This is a genomic window from Thiohalocapsa marina (assembly GCF_008632335.1).
GTDB lineage: Bacteria > Pseudomonadota > Gammaproteobacteria > Chromatiales > Chromatiaceae > Thiohalocapsa > Thiohalocapsa marina.
Window position 1 is genome coordinate 21,675 of record NZ_VWXX01000013.1, and the last position, 19,358, is coordinate 41,032.

Annotated in this window: 18 protein-coding genes; 8 read left to right on the top strand and 10 right to left on the bottom strand. The window is 68.4% G+C overall.

Features of this window, described 5'->3' with window-relative positions:
* Position 1: 1 nt before the first annotated feature.
* The 4 genes from F2Q65_RS10040 to rimO all read right to left on the bottom strand — a co-directional run bounded on the left by F2Q65_RS10040 (position 2) and on the right by rimO (position 5,183).
* Positions 2 to 652, bottom strand: a complete 651-nt coding sequence (locus tag F2Q65_RS10040) for a thiol:disulfide interchange protein DsbA/DsbL (protein ID WP_150092951.1) — start codon at positions 650 to 652, stop codon at positions 2 to 4.
* 203 nt (positions 653 to 855) lie between these two features.
* Complete coding sequence (locus F2Q65_RS10045) at positions 856 to 1,596, bottom strand: type III pantothenate kinase (protein WP_150092953.1); 741 nt, start codon at positions 1,594 to 1,596, stop codon at positions 856 to 858.
* Between the two features lie 107 nt (positions 1,597 to 1,703).
* Positions 1,704 to 3,812: a penicillin-binding protein 1C gene (pbpC, locus tag F2Q65_RS10050; RefSeq protein WP_150092955.1), complete on the bottom strand. Its 2,109-nt coding sequence runs from the start codon at positions 3,810 to 3,812 to the stop codon at positions 1,704 to 1,706.
* Between the two features lie 12 nt (positions 3,813 to 3,824).
* A complete protein-coding gene (rimO, locus tag F2Q65_RS10055; protein WP_150092957.1) occupies positions 3,825 to 5,183 on the bottom strand; it encodes a 30S ribosomal protein S12 methylthiotransferase RimO in 1,359 nt (452 codons plus the stop codon).
* A gap of 179 nt (positions 5,184 to 5,362) precedes the next feature.
* On the opposite strand from rimO, the gene F2Q65_RS10060 reads away from it, so the two are divergent.
* Entirely contained in the window at positions 5,363 to 6,031 is a 669-nt protein-coding gene (locus tag F2Q65_RS10060; protein WP_150092959.1) for a carbonic anhydrase, read from the top strand.
* On the opposite strand, the gene F2Q65_RS10065 is transcribed toward F2Q65_RS10060, so the two are convergent.
* The 4 genes from F2Q65_RS10065 to orn form a co-directional block, all read right to left on the bottom strand.
* Entirely contained in the window at positions 6,016 to 7,308 is a 1,293-nt protein-coding gene (locus tag F2Q65_RS10065; protein WP_150092961.1) for an N-acetylmuramoyl-L-alanine amidase, read from the bottom strand. The genes F2Q65_RS10060 and F2Q65_RS10065 overlap by 16 nt on opposite strands.
* A gap of 329 nt (positions 7,309 to 7,637) precedes the next feature.
* Positions 7,638 to 8,111, bottom strand: coding sequence for a tRNA (adenosine(37)-N6)-threonylcarbamoyltransferase complex ATPase subunit type 1 TsaE (gene tsaE, locus F2Q65_RS10070; RefSeq protein WP_150092963.1), 474 nt, complete (start codon positions 8,109 to 8,111; stop codon positions 7,638 to 7,640).
* 4 nt (positions 8,112 to 8,115) lie between these two features.
* Positions 8,116 to 9,663, bottom strand: coding sequence for an NAD(P)H-hydrate dehydratase (locus F2Q65_RS10075; protein WP_150092965.1), 1,548 nt, complete (start codon positions 9,661 to 9,663; stop codon positions 8,116 to 8,118).
* Between the two features lie 15 nt (positions 9,664 to 9,678).
* The gene (gene orn, locus F2Q65_RS10080) at positions 9,679 to 10,221 is read right to left on the bottom strand and encodes an oligoribonuclease (RefSeq protein ID WP_150092967.1); all 543 of its coding nucleotides are present in this window, start codon (positions 10,219 to 10,221) and stop codon (positions 9,679 to 9,681) included.
* Positions 10,222 to 10,457: 236 nt separating this feature from the next.
* Between orn and rsgA the strand changes: the two genes are divergently transcribed.
* From rsgA to F2Q65_RS10110, 6 genes are read left to right on the top strand one after another with little or no spacing between them, the layout of a single operon-like run.
* Complete coding sequence (gene rsgA, locus F2Q65_RS10085; protein ID WP_150092969.1) at positions 10,458 to 11,459, top strand: small ribosomal subunit biogenesis GTPase RsgA; 1,002 nt, start codon at positions 10,458 to 10,460, stop codon at positions 11,457 to 11,459.
* 26 nt (positions 11,460 to 11,485) lie between these two features.
* Positions 11,486 to 11,911 (top strand): hypothetical protein, encoded by a 426-nt coding sequence (locus F2Q65_RS10090; RefSeq protein WP_150092971.1) that lies wholly within the window; start codon positions 11,486 to 11,488, stop codon positions 11,909 to 11,911.
* A gap of 15 nt (positions 11,912 to 11,926) precedes the next feature.
* The gene (locus tag F2Q65_RS10095; protein WP_150092973.1) at positions 11,927 to 13,057 is read left to right on the top strand and encodes a metallophosphoesterase family protein; all 1,131 of its coding nucleotides are present in this window, start codon (positions 11,927 to 11,929) and stop codon (positions 13,055 to 13,057) included.
* Entirely contained in the window at positions 13,054 to 15,675 is a 2,622-nt protein-coding gene (locus F2Q65_RS10100) for an AAA family ATPase (RefSeq protein WP_150092975.1), read from the top strand. The genes F2Q65_RS10095 and F2Q65_RS10100 overlap by 4 nt, the downstream gene beginning before the upstream one ends.
* Positions 15,676 to 15,715: 40 nt before the next feature.
* On the top strand, positions 15,716 to 16,096 hold the full coding sequence (locus tag F2Q65_RS10105; RefSeq protein WP_246156129.1) for a VOC family protein: 381 nt from the start codon (positions 15,716 to 15,718) through the stop codon (positions 16,094 to 16,096).
* Between the two features lie 7 nt (positions 16,097 to 16,103).
* Positions 16,104 to 17,066, top strand: coding sequence for an alpha/beta hydrolase (locus F2Q65_RS10110; protein ID WP_150092979.1), 963 nt, complete (start codon positions 16,104 to 16,106; stop codon positions 17,064 to 17,066).
* Between the two features lie 95 nt (positions 17,067 to 17,161).
* Here the strand turns inward: F2Q65_RS10110 and F2Q65_RS10115 are convergent, their stop codons facing one another.
* Entirely contained in the window at positions 17,162 to 17,503 is a 342-nt protein-coding gene (locus F2Q65_RS10115; RefSeq protein WP_150092981.1) for a TusE/DsrC/DsvC family sulfur relay protein, read from the bottom strand.
* A gap of 354 nt (positions 17,504 to 17,857) precedes the next feature.
* Positions 17,858 to 18,304, bottom strand: a complete 447-nt coding sequence (locus F2Q65_RS10120; protein ID WP_150092983.1) for a CoA-binding protein — start codon at positions 18,302 to 18,304, stop codon at positions 17,858 to 17,860.
* A gap of 363 nt (positions 18,305 to 18,667) precedes the next feature.
* On the opposite strand from F2Q65_RS10120, the gene F2Q65_RS10125 reads away from it, so the two are divergent.
* Positions 18,668 to 19,138: an EVE domain-containing protein gene (locus tag F2Q65_RS10125; protein WP_150092985.1), complete on the top strand. Its 471-nt coding sequence runs from the start codon at positions 18,668 to 18,670 to the stop codon at positions 19,136 to 19,138.
* The last annotated feature ends 220 nt before the right edge of the window (positions 19,139 to 19,358 follow it).

Sequence of the window (19,358 nt, forward strand, 5' to 3'; positions counted from 1 at the left end):
GTCAGCCACGCTGCACCCGCGCCTTCTCCACCAACTGTTCCGCAATTCGGATCAGGCCGGCATGGCCCGCCGCGCCGTCCCCGGTTACCACATAGCGGCCGTCCACCACGATGCGAGGCACCGCGTCGATCCCCATGCGCCGCTCCAGATCGGCCGCCTTGCGCAGGGCCATCTCCACCGCGAAGCCGTTGTAGACCTTGGCAAAGGCATCCGCATCCAGCCCCTGCTCCGCAATCCACTTGAGGATGTTCCTTTCGGTGTAGAGATTCATCCGCTGCCGGGTCACGGCATCGAAGACCGCCTGATCCAGCTGCGCCAGATGGCCGCCAAACTCCAGCGCATAGAACAGCCGCGCCAGCGCGACCCAGGCCCCGCGACCAAAGGTCACCGGCACGCGCCGAAAGAGGATGTCCGACGGCAGCGCCTCGGCCCACTCGGTGATCAGCGGGTTCATCTGGCTGCAATGGGAGCAACCGTAGGAAAAGAACTCAAGCACCTCGATCCGTTCCGGCTCGGCGGACGGCTGCGGCGGCGACAGCGGACGCCAGTCCCGCCCCTCCACCAGCATCTGCGCCCCGACAACCCGCGGTGCCAGGGCCGTTCCCAGCAGACCGAGCAGACCCACCTGAAACTCGCGACGCGTCATCATCATCCTTCCAGCTCCGAACAAACGCCACTCAGACCGTGGCCGGACATTGGTGATTCTTGATTCTAGAACCTTGATTCTAAAACCTTGATTCTACAACCTTGCTTCTGAAAATTGGCACCTTTGCCGAGAACCGACAAACCCAAAGGCGCGGAGAACAGCGCCGTCAGCAGGAACAGCAGCTGCTGAAAGATGCACAAGCGGCAGGCTCAGACGAACCGACTCAGGCCCTGCAGCACCAGGTCCGGCTGATGCACCGCCGGACGGTCGATGGCCGGCAGCAACCGCTCGGCGTCGCCGCCGGTGATGATCAGGCACGGGCTGTTGCCGGTCTCCTGCGCCAGCCGGTCCAGCAGCCGCTCGGCCAGCGCCGCCGGGGCCTGGATGCTGGCGGCGGCAATGGCCTCGCCGGTATCCGCCGCCCAGGACTGATTGCCATCGGCGGACTCGTGCCGCGGGATCAGGGTCCCGGTCAGCAGACTGTCGCGCATCATCTGCACACCGGGCAGGATCAGGCCGCCGAGGTGCCGACCTGCGGCATCCAGCAGGTCATAGGTCACCGCGGTACCGGCGTCGACGATCACCTTGTCGCCCGGCGGCCCAGCATGCTGTGCCCCTACCAGGGCCAGGAACCGATCCACCCCCAGCCGCGCGGGCTGCGCATACGCAATCCGCACGCCATGGGCGCTCGCCCGGGTCTCCACCACCCGCACCCCGCACTGCCAGCTCGCCCGGGCCACCGCAGCCACGGCATCCAGCACGGACCGAGGGCCGACACAGGCGACCACCAGTTGTGCGATCCCCGTCAGGGACTCCCAGGCCGCAAGCAGGTCGATGGGCAATGCGCCATGATGCTTCGCGGCCCCCGGCCGACACAACTGGCGACCATCCCACAGGGCCCACTTGACGGAGGTGTTGCCGATATCGACGAGCAGGTGTTTGCTGGGCATCAGTCAGAGTCGACGACCATGAGTGTTCGGGCACAGCTCAGGCCGATGGCTTGTTTGGTTCGGGTTGGTTTGGACTTGTCATAGTCTCGCACGTTGCCCCGCTGCTTTCACTCCAGATGGACGCGCACGCGACTGGCGCGGCCATCCGCATCGATCACCGAGATGGTGGCATAGCCCGGCCCGTCCGGTCGCCAGCGAGCGGTGCGAACAAACCGCTCCTGGGCAATCGGCCGACCATTGGCCAGCCACACCAGCGGCGGGCGGCCATCGCGCGCCTGCAGCACCAGCTCGCCACCGGCCCCCTGCCGCAGCCCCAGGTCCACACGGGCGCCATCCGGCGGAAAGGCAATCTCCACCCCGTCCAGCCGGGACGCCGGGTCCGCAGCCGCTGCCGGACGCACCGCCCGCAGGGTCGGCGGCAGATCGGTCGTGCGCGCCAGCCACACATCGCGCCCTGGGGGCGGCAGCGGCACGCGGCGGCCGAGCCGCGCATAGGCATCGCGCAGCAGCGGTACCGCCGCCGTCCGCCCGGTCAGCCCGAACACCGGTGCCCCGTCCGGTCGACCGGCCCAGACGCCGATGACATGACGACCGTCGTACCCCAGCGCCCAGGCATCACGGTAGCCGTAGGAGGTCCCCGTCTTCATCGCCAGAGCGTCGCTGACCTGCCGCATGTCGCCGCTGCCGGACAGAATGGATCCCAGATACCAGGTGGCGCGCGATGACAGCACCGGCGGACGATTCCCAGACGCCAGCGGAGCCGCCAGCGGGGCATCGAGCCGCTCCCGCAGGTCCAGGGCGCGGCCGCCGCGACCAATGGCGGCATACAGCGCCACCAGATCATGCAGCGTCAGGCCAACGCCCCCAAGACCGATGGCCAGCCCCGGGCTGGCGTGGCCCGCCAGTTGCGGCTCGGCACCTGCCCGCCGCAAGCGGGCCAGCAGCCGCGCCGGACCGACGGCCTGCAGCAGCGTGATCGCCGGCACATTGAGCGACGCCTGCAAGGCCTCGCGCACGGTCACCGTGCCCTGGAAGTCGCGATCGAAATTGGTCGGCGCATAGTCGCCGAAGCTGTCCGGCCGGTCCTCGATCAGGCTCTGGGGATGCGCCAGCCCCTGGTCGAAGGCCAGGCCGTAGATCAGCGGTTTCAGCGTCGAGCCCGGCGAGCGCAAGGCGCGCGTCATGTCGACGAACCCATCGCGCCCGCTGTCCAGCAGGCCGGCAGAGCCCACTGAGGCCAGCACCTCGCCGGACCCGTGATCCGCCACCATCAGGGCCACCGAGGTACCGTCCGGCAGCGCCGCCGCATGCTCCGCCGCAAGGCGTTCCAGCCGGGCCTGCAGGCCGGCATCGATGGTCAGCCGATGTCGGCCACGACTCGGCGCATGCTCCAGCGCACGGCGCGCCGCATGGGCGGCGTGCAGCGGAAACGCCAGCCGGCGTGTCGGCAATGGCTCGCGGCGGGCCGCCGCCGCGGTGTCCGCATCGATGATCCCCGCCGCCTCGGCCCGGGCAAGCACCCGCGCACGGCCGGCGCGCGCGCCGTCCGGCGACAGATCCGGCCGTCGGGCCCGGGGCGATTGCGGCAACGCTACCAGCAGCGCCGCCTGCGCCGGCGTCAGGCGCACCGGCTCCTTGCCGAACCAGGCCAGGGAGGCCGCCCGCACCCCCTCCAGATTGCCGCCATAGGGCGCCAGATGCAGATAGGCGGCGAGGATGGCATCCTTATCCGCCGCCCGCTCCAGGGCCAGCGCCCCGCGGATCTGCTGCCATTTTCCCGCCAGGCTGCGGGTGGACAGCCCCAGGCGCAGGCGGGCCACCTGCATGCTCAGGGTGGAGGCGCCGGAGACCACGCGGCCATGCCGCAGCGCCTGCCACGCCGCCCGCGCGATGGCCCTGGGATCAACCCCGCCGTGACTGAAGAAACGCTGGTCCTCGAACGCCAGCAACATCTCGAGCAGCAGCGGGTCCACTGCCTCGGGTTCAACCCGCAAGCGCCAGCGGCCATCGGCGACGGTGAAGGCACGCAACAAGGTGCCGTTGCGGTCCACCACCTCGGCGGAGGTCTCGATGCGCAGGTCCGGGGTCGGGGTGGCCGCCACCTGCGCCATGAGCAGGCCGAGGCCCGCCACCAGCAGCACAAGCCCCCCCAGGAACCAGGGCCAGCGAACGGGCCGTGCGGCGGCTGCCCCTTGACTGCCGATGCTGCTGCCCATGCCGACCGGCTCTCAGCCGGTGACGGGCTCTGCCGTCAGGTCATGGTCGCTGCTCCCCGTGATGTCCACCTCGATGAAATCGCCTGGCGACAGTTCCCAGGCGCCGTCGATCAGTACGTTACCGTCGATCTCCGGCGCATCGGCCTGGCTGCGGGCGATGACGCAGTCGTCCTGCACCTGGTCCACCAGCACCACCTCACGCCGGCCGACCCGCTCGGCCAGCCGGGCGCGGCTGATCTGCGCCTGCACCTCCATGAAGCGTTGCAGACGCTCCTGTTTCAGCCTCTCCGGCACCGGGTCCGGCAGGGCATTGGCCGCCGCGCCCTCCACCGCGGAATACGGGAAGCAGCCGACGCGGTCCAGTCGGGCCTCTTGCAGAAAGGCCAGCAGTTGCTGAAAATCCGCGTCCGTCTCGCCGGGAAAGCCGACAATGAAGGTGCTGCGCAGGGCAAGCTCAGGACACAACCGCCGCCAGCCCTCGATTCGCTGCAACACCTTCTCTGTGGCCGCGGGGCGGCGCATGGCCTTGAGTATGCTGGGGCTGGCATGCTGCAGCGGCATGTCCAGGTAGGGCAGGATCAGGCCATCGGCCATCAGCGGGATCAGCTGGTCAACCTGCGGATAGGGATAGATGTAATGCAGCCTCACCCAGGCCATCAATTCGCCGAGGGAGCGCGCCAGGGTCTCGATGTCGGTGCGTAGCGGCCTGCCCTCCCAGAAATCCGGCCGGTAGCGCAGATCCAGGCCGTAGGCGCTGGTGTCCTGGGCAACGATCAGCAGCTCCCGCACGCCGCTGTCCACCAGGCGCCCGGCCTCGGCCATGACCTCGCCGATGGGACGACTGACCAAGTCCCCCCGCAGGCTGGGGATGATGCAGAAGCTGCAGCGATGGTTGCAGCCCTCGGAGATCTTCAGATAGGCATAGTGACTCGGCGTCAGTTTCACCCCCTGGGGCGGTACCAGATTGGCGAACGGCTGATCTGGCGGCGGCAGATACCGATGCACCGCCTGCATCACGTCGGCAAAGGCATGGGCGCCGGTCACCGCCAGCACCTGTGGATGGGTGGCACGGATCAGCTCGGCACGGGCGCCGAGACAGCCGGTGACGATGACACGGCCATTCTCGTCCAGGGCCTCGCCGATGGCCTCCAGGGATTCGTCCACCGCGGCATCGATGAATCCACAGGTGTTTACCACAACCAGATCTGCCCCCTGGTAGTCCGGCGACAGCGCATACCCCTCGGCGCGCAGCTGGGTCAGGATGCGCTCGGAGTCCACGGTGGCCTTGGGACAGCCAAGGCTGACGAACCCAACCCGGGGGATCCCGGACTGGCGCAGGCTGTCTGGATGCGAACGGGACGTCGGGTTCATGGCGGATGATCTCGTTGAATCGGCAGGTGCGGCAGCACGTTGAAATCCAAACCGTATGGGCGCGTACCTGTCATTGCTGCAACTTGCGGCTGGCAGCTGGCGGCTGGCCGCCCGATCCCGGATAATGCCCGTTTTTTCGCGACCGTGCCATGCGGCGCCTGACCCGCAGGGAGAAGAGCATGACAAGGAATCAGGTATCCGCCCTCGACGCGCTCGAGCGGCTGCGCGAAGGCAACCGGCGCTACCTGAGCGAGGCCACCAGCAGCAGCAATCTGGCGGACCAGGCGCGACGCAGCGCACTGCTGTCCGGACAGGCCCCCTTCGCCATCGTGCTGGGCTGCTCCGATTCCCGCGTTCCTGCGGAGATCATCTTCGACCAGGGCCTGGGCGACCTGTTCGTCATCCGGGTGGCGGGCAATATCGTCGCCCCGTCCCAGGTCGGCAGCGTGGAATTTGCCGCCGACCGCTTTGCCACCCGCCTGGTGGTGGTGCTCGGCCACTCTCACTGCGGCGCCGTCACCGCCACGCTGGAGGAACTGCGACGACCGCCGGAACAGCGTTCCAGCCACCTTCGACCCATCGTCGACCGTATTCGCCCGTCGGTTGAGGGGCTGCTGGAGACAGACCTCGCAACGCAGCCGACGGCGCTGATGGAGCAGGCGGTGCGCGCCAATATCCGGGCCGCCGCCAGTCAGCTGAGACACGGCTCGCAGATCCTGGAAGACCTGATCCTGCACGATGAACTGCTGGTGGTGGGCGCCGAGTACTGTCTGGCGACCGGGGTGGTGGACTTCTTCGACGGGCTGCCCGAAGCAGATCGGCCCGCGTCGACTCAACGGGGCGCCTGAGGACCCACTCCGGCCAGGGTGGTCACCCGACCCGGCAGCAGGCCGGCGTCCGAGGTCTTGTCGCCCCCCGGCGGCGGCCCCGGCTCGCGGGCGAACTGCGTTCCCGGCGGCGGATACTCATTGAAATAGTCAACGATGCCCGCCAGCAGCGAGTCCGCGATCCTGTTCTGGTACGCCGCGCTGCGCAACCGCTTTTCCTCGTCCGGGTTGGAGATGAACGCGGTCTCCACCAGCATGGACGGGATGTCCGGTGACTTCAGCACCACGAACCCCGCCTGCTGCACCCGACTCTGGTGCACCTCGCCCACCGCGCCCAGTCGCTTCAGCACTCGCGATGCGGCCACGCCGCTGTGCTCGATGGTGGCGTTCTGGGTCATGTCCAGCAACACCCCCGCCAGTACCTCGTTGCGCTCGGCGAGGCTGACGCCGCCGATCAGGTCGGCGCGGTTCTCGCGGTCCGCCAACCATTTCGCCGCCTCGCTGGAGGCGGCGCCGTTGGACAGCGTGAACACCGACGAGCCACGCACCCGGCGGTCATTGAAGGCGTCGGCATGGATGGAGACGAACAGGTCCGCATGCGCCTGGCGGGCCTTGTCGATGCGCTTGCGCAGGGGCACGAAGTAGTCGCCGTCGCGGATCAGCACCGCCCGCATGCCCCGCTGCTTGTTGATGCGGGCCGCGAGCTTTCGCGCCACGGACAGGGTGATGTCCTTCTCGTAGGTGCCGGCGGCACCGATGGCGCCGGGGTCTTCGCCGCCATGCCCCGCATCCACTGCCACCACCACGTCCCGGTGCTGTCGGTAGGTCGGCTGCTGCGTCTGTCGCACGCTTGCCATGCGCGTGGCTGAGGTCGGCACGCCGTCACGGGCCGGACCGCCGTCCTTTGCCTCGACGTCGATGACCACGCGGTGACCGTAGGTCTCGTTGGGCGTCAGGGAGAAACTCTTGACCTTCACCGGCTGCTTCAGGTCCAGCACGATGCGCAGATCGTCGCCATCGCGCACGCCGCTGCGCAGCCCCGCCACCAGCAAGTCCTTGACATGGGCCGTGGGCAGTCCGCCTTCAAGCCGCGCGTCGACGATGTCCACCACCAGGCGGTCCGGCCCGTCAAGGGCGAAGATCTTGTGCTCCACCGGTTCCGCGGTGTCGATGACCACCCGTGTGTGATCCGGACCGTTCCAGATCCTTGCGCCGTGGATGCTCGTCAGGTCCGCTGTCGTCGGCAACGCGCAAAGCGCCGTGAACAGCGCCAGAATTGTTGCAAATGCGTTCTTCATGACGCAGCTTCCCCCGGATCGTCCCCCCAGACGGCATCGAAAGGCATCTAAAGCGTAGCATCAGGCGGCAAAAAGTTCCAGAAATAGAACTGCTTGTTGTGACGGCAACTTCATGCCGGCTGAGAAATCGGTTGCATTTTCACCGCAACCACAAGGCATTGTGGCCCATTGGAGACAACCCACGAGAGACAAGGCGCGAAAACCGAACTCGCCTTTGCCAGGGGAATTGCTGCTTCAGTCAGCATTCCCCGCGCGGGACAGGAAGCCCCGCCATTTTGGCCAGGATCCGATCAGGGAGGCCAATCAGACAGCGTCGCCAAAAGGGGTGATCAGCCGGTCTTCTTCGGCAGCGCCAGGGATGCCGGCAGCCAGGTCCAGGCGGGGCAGGCACGCAGCAGCACCTGGCGTCCCGGCGGCGCATGGGTGATCAGGATCTCCAGATCCGGCGCGGGCAGCACCCCGGCACCCCGCTCCGGCCACTCCACCAGCAGCAGGGCCTCGCCGTCCAGAAGATCGCGCAACCCGAGGTACTCCAGTTCTTCCGGATCGCCCAGCCGGTACAGGTCCAGGTGGAACACCCGGCTCTCGCCCGGCGCGTAGGGCTCCATCAACGTGTAAGTGGGACTGCGCACAGCACCCCTGTGCCCCAGCGCGCGCAACAGCCCGCGCACCAAGGTCGTCTTGCCGGCCCCCAGATCGCCACGCAGAAAGACGACACCAGCACGGCCGCGCAGGCGCTCGCCGAGGGCGGCGCCGAATGCCAGTTGCGCCGCCTCGGACGCCAGATACCATTCCGTTTCCATCGGGTCATTCCTCCGCCAGGGCCAGGGTTGAACGCAGGGCGTCGATCAGATCGCCGGCGATCAGCCCGCGCTGCCCCTGTCGCGCGGCGCGGTCACCGGCCGCTGCATGCAGGCAGACACCGGCGCCGGCGGCCTGTTCCGGTGACAGCCCCTGCCCCAGCAATGCTGCGATGATGCCGGTCAGCACATCACCCATACCGGCGCTTGCCATGCCGGGGTTGCCCTGGCTGCAGACCCCCACCGGCCGGTGCCCCGGCCCCAGGATCAGGCTGCCGGCGCCCTTCAGCACCACCGTTCCGCCATAGCGCTCCTGCAACCGGCGCGCCGCGACGAATCGGTTCGCTTCCACATCGGCCACGCTGCAGCCCAGCAGACGCGCCGCCTCGCCGGGGTGCGGCGTCAGCACCCATTGCGACGGCCAGGGTGGCGAGTCTGCCGCTGCAGCCGCCATCGAGCCGTCGCCGACGCCATCGGCTGCGATCAGGTTCAGCGCATCCGCATCCAGCACCATCGGCCGCTCCAGGCGCAGCACCTGCTGCAGGAACGCCCGGCCCCAAGGCCCCTGCCCCAGCCCCGGACCGACGGCGATGACCGTGGCCCGCTGTGCCAGCGGCACAAGCGCCGCCGGATCATCCACGCCCTGCACCATGAGTTCAGGCCGGGTCAAGTTGAGCCAGGGGGCATGCTGCGGATGCGTCGCCAGGGTCACCAGGCCGGCGCCGCCGCGCAGGGCCGCCTCAGCCGCCAGCCGCGCCGCCCCGGACATGCCGGGGGCGCCGCCGACGACGAGCACATGACCACAGTCGCCCTTGTGCGCACTGCGCCGCCGCCGCGGCAGCAGTGCCGCCTCCTTGCGCCAGTCCAGTCGCCGCGCGGACAGGATCTCGCCGGCGTAGATGCCGGGCGGTACCTGCAGCCCGTCGAAGCGGATCTCGCCGCAGCAGTCCGGACCGCGGCCGGTGAACATGCCCTGCTTCAGGCCGATGAAGCTCAGGGTGGTGTCCGCCTCCACCGCCGCGCCGAGCACGGCGCCGGTGTCCGCGCTCAGCCCGGACGGGATGTCCAGCGCCAGCACCGGCGCCCGCGCCCCATTGACGGCGCCGATGGCCTGCGCCCAGACCCCGGCCACCGGGCGCTGCAGGCCGGTGCCGAGCAGGCCGTCGACGATCAGGTCCGCATCCGCCGGCAGGGCACGCCAGGCCCTGCCGGCGCCGCCGGCCTGGGCAAAGGCCCGCGCCGCCAGCGCGGCCTCGCCCTCCAGGTGCCGATGCTCCCCCAGTTGCAGCAGGTCCACCCGCAGCCCGGCACCAAGGCAGAGACGCGCCACCACGTAGCCGTCGCCGCCGTTGTTGCCGGGACCCACCAGCACCGCGATCCGCCGCGCCTGCGGCCAGCGCGCCCGCAGCAGCCCGAAGGCCGCCGCGCCGGCGCGCTCCATCAGCACCTCGCCGGGGATGTGGTGCCGCTCGATGGCGCAGCGATCCAGCGCCCGCACCTGTTCGGCGCGATAGAGCGCATAGGGCAAGGGGCGCTCTGTGGTAGGCATGTTCATGGGCCCGTCAGCCACCTACACCTGCAGCAGTTCTGCGCGATAGTGCCGCAGCTCGGCGATGGACTCGCGGATGTCGTTCAGCGCCTCGTGACGGCCCTCCTTCTTGAACGCATCCACCACGTCCGGCGCCCACAACAGGCCCAGGATCTTCAGGCTGCTGACATCCAGGTTGCGATAGTGCACATAGGCCTCCAGTCGCGGCATCCAGCGCGCCAGGAAACGGCGGTCCTGGCAAATGCTGTTGCCGCACAGCGGCGACTTGCGCGCCACGCACCACTTCTCCAGAAACGCCAGTGTCTCCGCCTCCGCCTGCCGTTCATCCTTGTCGCTGTTGCGCACCCGATCGATCAGGCCGGACTGGCCATGATGCGTCTTGTTCCAGTCATCCATCCCCGCCAGTACGTGCTCTTGCTGATGCACGGCGATCACCGGCCCCTCCGCCAGCACCTCCAGATCGGGACTGGTGACGATGGTGGCGATCTCCAGGATGTAGTCCCGAAACGGATCCAGCCCGGTCATTTCCAGATCCATCCAGATCAGGTTGTCCTCTCTTGCCATGTGTCGCTCCCGTCTCGGCGATTTCGGTTTTCGCGGCTGTAAAGGCGAGTATATCCAACGCACACCAGCATCTGTACAACCGCCGTGTCGAGCGATGCGAACTCCGATACGCCGCGGCCTGATCGGCTACACTGGTCGCCCAAGAATCTACGGAGATGTGAGAGATCCGTGTCGAATGCAGTCATTGTCCGTAGCCATAGGGTTTCGGCTGCCAATTGAGCAGGTAGAGTGTCAGCATGCCACGACGGCGCCTGTCCCAACGCCAGATCGAGCGCATTCGCGCCATTCAGGATCGCCGTCGTCGGCGCCTGGAGGAGCGCACCACCGATGTCATGGAGCAGCTCGACGACGCCGAGCCCCGGGCCGGTCGCGTGGTGGTGCGCCATGGGTCCAATCTGGCCGTGGAAGACGACCAGGGCCAGGTGCACCACTGCCTGCTGCGCCGCAACATCGGTCAGCCGGTCTGCGGCGACCGGGTGGTCTGGCAACCCACCGGCACCGCCGCCGGCGTGGTCACCGCCCTGCAGCCCCGCGACACCGTGCTCAGCCGCCCCGACTACGGCGGGCGCGACAAGCCGCTGGCAGCAAACATCTCGCTCATCATCGTTGTCGTCGCGCCGCGCCCGGCGCCCAGCGGCTACCTGGTGGATCAGTATCTGGTGGCCGCCGAGCTCATCGGCGTGCAGGCGCTGATCCTGGCGAACAAGATGGACCTCATCGACCCTCCGGAGCGCGGGGCGTTCCTGCAGGCGTTCGCCCACTATCCCGCCATCGGCTATCCGCTGCTGCCGGTCAGCGTCAAGCAGGATCCGCAGCTGGAGGCCCTGCGCCCGCATCTGGCGGAACGCACCAGCATCCTGCTGGGGCAGTCCGGCGTCGGCAAGTCGTCCATCGTCCAGGCCCTGATGCCCGACCGTGACATCCAGATCGGACGCCTGTCCAAGGCCACCGGGCTGGGTCGCCACACCACCTCCGCCAGCACCTGCTACCGGCTCGCCAACGGCGGGCATCTGATCGACTCGCCCGGGGTGCGCAGCTTCCGCCTGGGCGCCATCAGCCGCAGCCAGCTCGAGCAGGGCTTTCGCGAGTTCGCGCCCTTTCTGGGCCATTGCCGCTTCGCCGACTGCAGTCACCGGCACGAGCCCGGCTGCGCCCTCCGTGCCGCCTGCGAACAAGGCATTATCGCGCCCCAGCGCATGGAGAGTTTCCACCATCTGGCCGGCCTGGCGGCCGGCTGAGCGCCAACCCGAAGCAAACCACTGCCATGGAATTTTTTGCCACCGCCCGTTGCCGCCTGTCTGCTGAAGGCTTGCACGCGGGCATACGCGGTCCCCGCCTGGCCGAGGCCTGCGCCTCCATCGATCGGGTGCTGGACTGGGACACCAGCTGCGACGCCGGCGCCATCTATTGCCTCTGGGGCCAGTTCCAGGTGCGCCGCGAGCTGCTCAGCGGCGGGCTGCGCTTTACCCTGCCGCACTGCCCCAACGCCCTGGCCTGGACCCTGACCGCCGAGCCCGACGGGGTGCTGATCCACTGCACCATCAATCGCGCGAGCCACGCGCCGGACTTCATCGAGTCCATCGAGCTGTTCGTCGAGGACTGGCGCCAGGGCCTGGAGCAGCTGGCCAGTGACGCCACTGACGCGACCGGCGTCGATCCCGCCGACACCGCGCCCATGCGCGCCATGTGACCGAAACACCCAGCGATGCCGTTCCGATTCATCCATACCAGCGACCTGCATCTGGGCCGCCGCTTCGCCAATATCCCCGAACCGGCCGACAACGGCGTCCGCGGGCGCCTGATGGACGCGCGCCACACCGTCATCCGGCGCCTGGCGCAGGCGGCCCGGACCCACGGCGCCCGGCATGTGCTGCTCGCCGGCGACACCTTCGACTCCGCCACGCCCTCCCCCCAGGTGCTCCGGCAGATGCTGGCCGAGATGCGCGAGCAGGCCGACGTCCACTGGTGGCTGCTGCCGGGCAACCATGACAACCTGCGCAGCGCCGAACCGGTCTGGGAGGCGATCCGCCGCGATGCCCCGTCCAATGTGCGGCCGATCCTGGACACCAGTGTGCTGCAGCCAGCCCCCGGCGTGCATGTGCTGCCCTGCCCGGTGCCCGTCCGGGCCGCCGGACGCGATCTCACGGCGTCGATGCCCGCCACCGCCACGCCGGCGGGCGCGCTGCGCATCGGCCTGGCCCACGGCGGCGTGCTGGACTTTACCGACAGCGGCGAGCATATTCCGCCGGATCGCGACCGCAGCGCCGGCCTCGACTACCTCGCCCTCGGCGACTGGCACGGGCGGCTGGCAGTGACGCCGCGCACCCACTACCCCGGCACGCCGGAGCCGGACCGGTTCAAGCACCCCGGGCGGGGCCGCTGTCTCGCTGTCAGCATCGACGGCCCCGGTGCGGAACCCGACGTGCGCGAGATCGAGACCGCCACCTTTGCCTGGATCCGGCAGGAACTGCCCCTGCACCAAGGCGAATCCGCCGCCGACGCCCTGGAGGCCCTGCTGCCGACGGCGGATCGGCGCAACACCCTGTTACGCATCATCGCCACCGGCTGGGCGTCGCCGGCGGCGCATGCGGCCCTGGGTGCGACCTGCGACCGCCACAGGCCGGAGTTTGCCTACTTCGACCTGCAGAGCGAACGGCTCGGCACGCTGCACAGCGTCTCTGACCTGGACCAGATCGCCCGCAGTGGCGCCATCCGCCTCGCCGCCGAGGCCCTGATGCACGAGGCCGATGACGACCAGCAGCCCGAGGACACCCGCGACATCGCCAGCGCCGCCCTGAACCGGCTCTACGCCTACGCCAGAGAGGCCGCGGAATGAAACTGCGGGCCATCGAACTGAAGAACGTCCGGCGCTTTGTCGAGCCGGTACGGATCAACGGCATCGAAGACGGCGTCAACCTGCTGGGCGCGCCCAACGAGTCCGGCAAATCCACCGTCTTCGACGCCCTGAACGCGCTCTTCCTCATCCCTCATCGCTCCACTGCCAATGCCGTGAAGCAGCTCAAGCCCCACGCCGGCGGCGCCCCGGAGGTCACCGTTGAGCTGGACACGCCGGACGGGCGCTTCGTGGTATCCAAGCGCTGGCTGGCCCGACGCGAGGCCCGCGTGGCCCGCGCCGGCACCCTGATCGCCCAGGCGGACGAGGCCGAGGCCTGGATCGCCCGCCTGCTAGGGGATAACGGCGCCGGCCCCGCCGGCCTGCTCTGGGTGCGCCAGGGCAGCGCCCGTCTCGACGGCGGCACCACCTCGGAGCAGCAGGCCGCGCTGGAGGCGCGACGCGACCTGCTGGCGCTGGTGGCCGGCGAGGTGCAGGCCATGACCGGCGGACAGCGCATGGACCAGCTGCTGGCCCGGTGCCGCGAAGAGCTGGCCGCTTACGTAACCCCGACCCGCCGACCCCGGAGCGGCGGGCCCTGGGCCGACGCCCAGGCGGTGGTCGCGCACCTGGACCAGGAACAGCAACGCCTGGCCGACAGCGTCGCGGCGCTGCAGCAGGCGCTCTCGGAGCGTCGCCGGCTCAGACAGGAACGCGATGAACTGCAAGCGCCCGAGGCGGAGGCGGAACGCGCGTCCCGACTCAAACAGGCCAGGACGCAGCTGGAGGCGGCACAGAAGCACGCCGCCGAGGTGCGTGCCGCCGAGCAGCGCCTGCAGACCGAGACCCTGGCGGCCGCAAGCGCCCACGAGACCCTGGCCGCCCTGAGACGCGCCCTCGCCGAGCAGCGCACGGCCAAGGCCAGGGCCGATGCGGCGCGACAGGCGCTGGACGCCGCACAAACCGGCCTGCGCGACAGCGAACACCACTTTGCCGTGGCGGTCGAGGCCTATCAGCAGGCAGACGCCGCCCGCCAGACCGCAGAGGAGCAGCGTCGGCGCATCCAGGCCCAACAGGCCGCCCTGGCCGGCGCGGCGCGGTGCAAGGAACTCGGCGAGCGGCTCGACCAGGCCCGGGCCGCACGGCAGGCCGTGGAGGAGGCCAGCGCAGCGGCATCCCTCGGCCCGACCGACAGGGACATGGAGCGTCTGCAGACCCTGGCCACGGCCCTGCGCACCGCACGCGCCCTGCGTGACAGCACTGCCACCCGCATCGAGCTGCACTACGCAGCGGGCCAGCAAGGCCGCGTCATGCAGGATGGTGTCGCGCTGGAGCAGGACTCGGCGCACCTGATCCACGCATCCACCCGGCTGCGGCTCGGCGACCTGGGCGAACTGTGGGTCCATCCCGGCGCCGGCGCCGGCGAACTGGCCGATGTCGAACAGGCCCGCACACGGCTGTCCCAGGCCCTGGACGCCCTGGGGCTGGACAGCCTGGATGCGGCAAAGCGAGCGCATCAAGCCGCCCAACTGGCAGAACACAGGCGCCGCGAGGCCTCGGCCAGGCTGGACGCCCTGGCCCCCGGGGGCATTGCGGCCCTGGAACAGGAACGGGAGCAGAGCCTGGCGGCGATGCCGGCGGGAAGCAACGACGATGCGGCCGAGCGCCCGTTCATGTCAATGGATGAGGCCGAGGCGGCCTTTCGCACCGCCCAGACCGCTGCCGATGCCGCAACCGCCAGGCGCGAGGCCGCCCGGGAGCGGCGCGACCAGGCGCGCACCGCGCAGACCCAGGCCCAGGTGCGTCTGGAAGGTGCGGAGGAGCGCGTGGCCAACGCCGCCGTCGCGCTGCAGCCGTTCACCGACACCGACGAGGCCGCTCTGGTCAGGGGCGCGGCAGAGGCCGATTGCCGACGCCAGACGGCCGAAGCGCACTGCGCACATTGCAAGGCACAGGCGCCCGACCTCGATATGGCGCAGGCGGCGCTGACCCGCGCGCAATCCATCCAGGACAGCGCCCGCAACCGGGCCTCGGAGATCGCGCAGGCGCTGGCCACGCTGGATGAACGGATCGCAGCCAACGCCGGCGAATCCGTCGAAGAAAGGCTCCAGGAGACCCAGGAACAGCTGCAGCTTGCGCGCCGGCGGCTGCACGGCATCGAACGCGAAGTGGCGGTGCTGCAACGCCTGGAGACGGCGCTGGAGCAGGCTCGCCGCAACGCCCGGGAGCAGTATTTCGAGCCGGTGGCGCGGGAACTTCGGCCGCTGATGCACCTGCTCTGGCCCGACGCCGTGCTCAACTGGACGGACGCCAGCCTGCTGCCCCGCTCGCTGGAGCGAAACCGGCAGGAAGAGTCTTTTGACATCCTGTCCGGCGGCACTCAGGAGCAGATCGCGCTGCTGGTGCGCCTGGCCTTCGCACGGCTGTCGGCCAACGGCGGCCGCCACGCCCCGGTGATCCTTGACGATGCCCTGGTGTTCACCGACGACGACCGCATCGAGCGCATGTTCGATGCCCTGCATCGCCATGCCAACGACCTGCAGATCATCGTGCTCAGCTGCCGGCAGCGGGCGTTTCGCAACCTGGGCGGCAAGGTGTTGCAGATCGAGGCCGCCGGTTGAGTGCAGACCCGCGCAGACGCACAAAACAGAGGCAAGTCAATTGATTGAGATCACGGCACTTCACCACGTCAGCCTGATCGTGGCCGACACCGAGCGCTCCCTGGCCTTCTACCGCGACCTGTTGGGCCTGTCCCCGGACCCGGCGCGCCCGGATCTGGGCTATCCCGGGGCCTGGCTGCAGATCGGCCCGCAGCAGATCCACCTGCTGGAACTGCCCAACCCCGATCCGACCGACGGGCGCCCCGCCCACGGGGGGCGCGATCGGCACCTGGCCCTGTCGGTACACGACCTCGACCGGCTGCGCCAGCGCCTGGAGGCCGCCGGCATCCCCTTCAGCCTCAGCCGTTCCGGCCGGCGGGCGCTGTTCTGCCGCGATCCGGACGCTAACGCGCTGGAATTCGTCGAACTCAACGCCCAATAGTCGATCGATGTTCGCCGACGCCGCAACGCCTTCCCTGCCCTGGGTGCTCCTGCTCGCCGGCCTGGTCACCGTTGGCGCCATCCCCCTGGGCGTGCACCTGGGCTTTCGCGCGCCGCGCCTGGGCATCAATGGCTCGCCGGCGGCCCTGGGCCTGGACTATGCTGCCGTGCGCATCCCGACGGTGCGCGGCCGGACGCTATCAGGCTGGCTGCTGCCGGCACCCGGCGCGCGCCGGAGCGTGATCCTGCTGCACGGCTGGGGCAGCAATGCCGAGTTGATGCTGCCGCTGGCCCTGCCCCTGCACCGCGCCGGCTGCAATCTGCTGCTGTTCAATGCCCGCAATCACGGCTCAAGTGACGGCGACACCTTCTCCTCGCTGCCCCGCTTCGCCGAAGATCTGGGTCAGGCCATCACCTGGCTGCGAGCGCAACACCCCGAAGCGGCGGCACACATCAGCGTGCTCGGCCATTCCGTCGGCGCCGGTGCAGCATTGCTGGAGGCGACGCGCAACCCGCAGGTCCGGGCGGTGATCGCCATCGGCACCTTCGCCGACCCGGATGAACTCACCGAGCGCTCCCTGGCGCGGCTGCACCTGCCGCGGCTGGTCGTCAACCTGACCAAGCGCTACGTGCAGTGGATCATCGGGCATCGCTTTGCGGACATCGCACCCATCAACACCATCTGCCGGGTCGCCTGCCCCGTGCTGCTGGTCCACGGCAGCCACGACCGCACCGTGCCGATCACCGACGCCCGCCGCATTGCCGCCGCCGCTAACGGCGCACCTGTGCGCCTTTACGAGGTCCCGGATGCCGATCATGACTCGGTGCACCTGGTGGAGGCACACGCCGAGGTGCTGGTGCGATTTCTGGACGAGACCCATCGGGCGTCCTGCGGAGGATCGGACAACGGTGCCGGACCAGACAGCAGGCCTGAACAGCCAAGAACGGACGCGCAGCCCTGGGTTGCATGACCGCGCGCCGGAAAGGCCATTGAGGCAAATGCTGATTGTTGGCCTGGCTCGGATCAGGGAGGCCAATCAATCAGCGTCTTCCTGGTCAGTGCGACTCAGCAGGCGTAGCAGTAGTAGTCCGGCAGTCCGGCGATGCGGCAGGCCTGCTTGCAGCCCCCGTTGGGGAACAGACTCATCAGGCTCTTGCGCGTGCACGGCATGTGCGTGGATAGCTGGTGGCCGATCTCCCGCACGATGACCTTCGGTGACGGCGGAATCTCGTGAAAGGCGTAGTAATCACGCAGAAAATTGATCACGGACCAATGACAGGGGGTCAGCTTCAGACCGTCCTCGGCTGCAAGCGCCGCGGCCAGGTCATTGTCCCAGTCCTGAAAGCTGACCAGGTGACCCTTCTTGTTGAACTGGACGTTCCGGCCGGCGATTTGCATGGCAGTCATTCGGAAACTCCTCCACCCGGGGGTGGCACGCTGCGTTGGGTCGGCGCTCTGCCTTCCTGCTGGACCGGCGCCGTCTATCAGTTTATAAGCAATTGATAAAAATGACTTCTTCCTGTCCGTCGGGAGCAATATACCCTGACGCGACACCTTGGTGGTGCTGCGGCATAGACCCAGATCAACCAAGGCGCCGGTTGTTTCGTCAGGTCACCAGCAAATCAGCGTCTCCTTGGTGGTAAAGCCCCTGGATGGCGCAGCGGCAGCCCTGTAGGCCCAGGACCCCAGCCAACGCATCCTCGACGCCCTGGCCGGGCCTTTCTCACGGTACGCTGGCCTGTCCGGCGGCGGCGTCCAGCCTCAATACTTCCCGAGCAATTTCATGACGATTTTGTGGATGCCGTGGTAGGACAGCGTCGGCGCCAGATACATCACGGCACAGGTGCCGGTGCGCAGATTGATGCCCTTCTCCCGGGCGAGCGCGACGGCCTCCGGCGTGTCATGGGCCATGTGGATCCAGACATCCTTGATGCCGGCCTCAGCAGCGGCCGCCACCCAGTCCCTGGTCTCCGCCTTCGGCACCTCGATGATCAGCCCCTGGACCGGGTGCGGCAGTGCGGCCAGGCTCGGATAGGCCTTGTCGCCATCGATACTGTCGCAGCTCGGATCGATGGCAAGGACTTGCTTGCCCCTGGCCTTGAGTCCGCGATAGCTGAGCAGGGGAAATGGCTTGGCCTGTGAGTGACCAACAACGCCGTACCTGTCCAGATCGAAGAAGGTTTCGTATACAGATGGTTGCTTGTCCATGTGGGCTCCCGTTCATCAAATAAAGCGATTCGCAAATCGCGTGTTCGAATTGCGTGCTGATTCTTGGCCCGGCTCCGATCAGGGATCCGATCAGGCAGGCCAACAAATCAGCGTCTCCTGTAGGGTAATACGGATTCCGCTGGTGGTGCACGAGGTCGTCCGGGCGCAGCCCCGGCGCTGTTCCAAACCGCTGTCTGATGACGCTACGGCCAACACAGGGTGCATAAGACCCGGATGACCGGGGCAACCAGGGCCGGGGGTGAAGGGTTCCAGGGAAAGGTTGCAACAGGCGAACGCTTGCCGATTCCCTTAAACTGCGACCGTTCTGCACGCGACCCATGACAGGACGATGGAAGAGAATCCATGCGCTATTGGTTAATGAAGTCCGAGCCCGACGCCTTCGGCATCGATGATCTGGCGGCCCGTCCGGGACAGACGGAGCCCTGGGACGGGGTGCGCAATTATCAGGCGCGCAACATGATGCGCGACGACATGCAGCCCGGCGACCAGATCCTGTTCTATCACTCCAACTGCAACCCGCCGGGCATCGTCGGCATTGCCGAAGTGGCCCGGGCGGCCTACCCGGACCACACGGCGTTCGATCCGGATGCCAAGTACCATGATCCGAAGAGCGATCCGGCAAACCCGCGGTGGTACATGGTGGACGTGCGCTATGTGCGCCATCTGCGTCGACAGATCACCCTGGCGGAGCTGAAGGCGCACGCCGACGGCGCCCTGCAGGACTTTCCGCTCGTGCGCCGTGGCAACCGGCTGTCCATCATGCCGGTGGAGCCGGCGCAGTGGGATTTCATCCTCGGGCTGGAGGGACCCTGATTATGGCGCCTCGATTACGGTGACAGTCTATGTATCTCCAATTTTGTATCGCGGCAGGGGGTAGGCACTCCCGTTGCGATGCAGCCGGCAACAGGCCGGGTCGAATAAACTGTCGCCGCTTTTAAGGAGACGCTGATATATTGGCCATTCTGGCCAAAAATCAGCACGCGATTCGTAAACGCGGTTTCCGAATCGCTTCAGTTTCAGCGACTTGCGCCGC

Bases quoted from the DNA above. Each gene is read 5' to 3' on its own strand.
- F2Q65_RS10120 (WP_150092983.1), bottom strand. From the start codon at position 18,304: ATGGACAAGCAACCATCTGTATACGAAACCTTCTTCGATCTGGACAGG.
- F2Q65_RS10095 (WP_150092973.1), top strand. From the start codon at position 11,927: ATGCCGTTCCGATTCATCCATACCAGCGACCTGCATCTGGGCCGCCGC.
- F2Q65_RS10065 (WP_150092961.1), bottom strand. From the start codon at position 7,308: ATGAAGAACGCATTTGCAACAATTCTGGCGCTGTTCACGGCGCTTTGC.
- F2Q65_RS10100 (WP_150092975.1), top strand. From the start codon at position 13,054: ATGAAACTGCGGGCCATCGAACTGAAGAACGTCCGGCGCTTTGTCGAG.
- rimO (WP_150092957.1), bottom strand. From the start codon at position 5,183: ATGAACCCGACGTCCCGTTCGCATCCAGACAGCCTGCGCCAGTCCGGG.
- F2Q65_RS10125 (WP_150092985.1), top strand. From the start codon at position 18,668: ATGCGCTATTGGTTAATGAAGTCCGAGCCCGACGCCTTCGGCATCGAT.
- F2Q65_RS10040 (WP_150092951.1), bottom strand. From the start codon at position 652: ATGATGATGACGCGTCGCGAGTTTCAGGTGGGTCTGCTCGGTCTGCTG.
- pbpC (WP_150092955.1), bottom strand. From the start codon at position 3,812: ATGGGCAGCAGCATCGGCAGTCAAGGGGCAGCCGCCGCACGGCCCGTT.
- F2Q65_RS10075 (WP_150092965.1), bottom strand. From the start codon at position 9,663: ATGAACATGCCTACCACAGAGCGCCCCTTGCCCTATGCGCTCTATCGC.
- F2Q65_RS10045 (WP_150092953.1), bottom strand. From the start codon at position 1,596: ATGCCCAGCAAACACCTGCTCGTCGATATCGGCAACACCTCCGTCAAG.
- F2Q65_RS10060 (WP_150092959.1), top strand. From the start codon at position 5,363: ATGACAAGGAATCAGGTATCCGCCCTCGACGCGCTCGAGCGGCTGCGC.
- F2Q65_RS10115 (WP_150092981.1), bottom strand. From the start codon at position 17,503: ATGACTGCCATGCAAATCGCCGGCCGGAACGTCCAGTTCAACAAGAAG.
- F2Q65_RS10110 (WP_150092979.1), top strand. From the start codon at position 16,104: ATGTTCGCCGACGCCGCAACGCCTTCCCTGCCCTGGGTGCTCCTGCTC.
- rsgA (WP_150092969.1), top strand. From the start codon at position 10,458: ATGCCACGACGGCGCCTGTCCCAACGCCAGATCGAGCGCATTCGCGCC.
- orn (WP_150092967.1), bottom strand. From the start codon at position 10,221: ATGGCAAGAGAGGACAACCTGATCTGGATGGATCTGGAAATGACCGGG.
- F2Q65_RS10090 (WP_150092971.1), top strand. From the start codon at position 11,486: ATGGAATTTTTTGCCACCGCCCGTTGCCGCCTGTCTGCTGAAGGCTTG.
- tsaE (WP_150092963.1), bottom strand. From the start codon at position 8,111: ATGGAAACGGAATGGTATCTGGCGTCCGAGGCGGCGCAACTGGCATTC.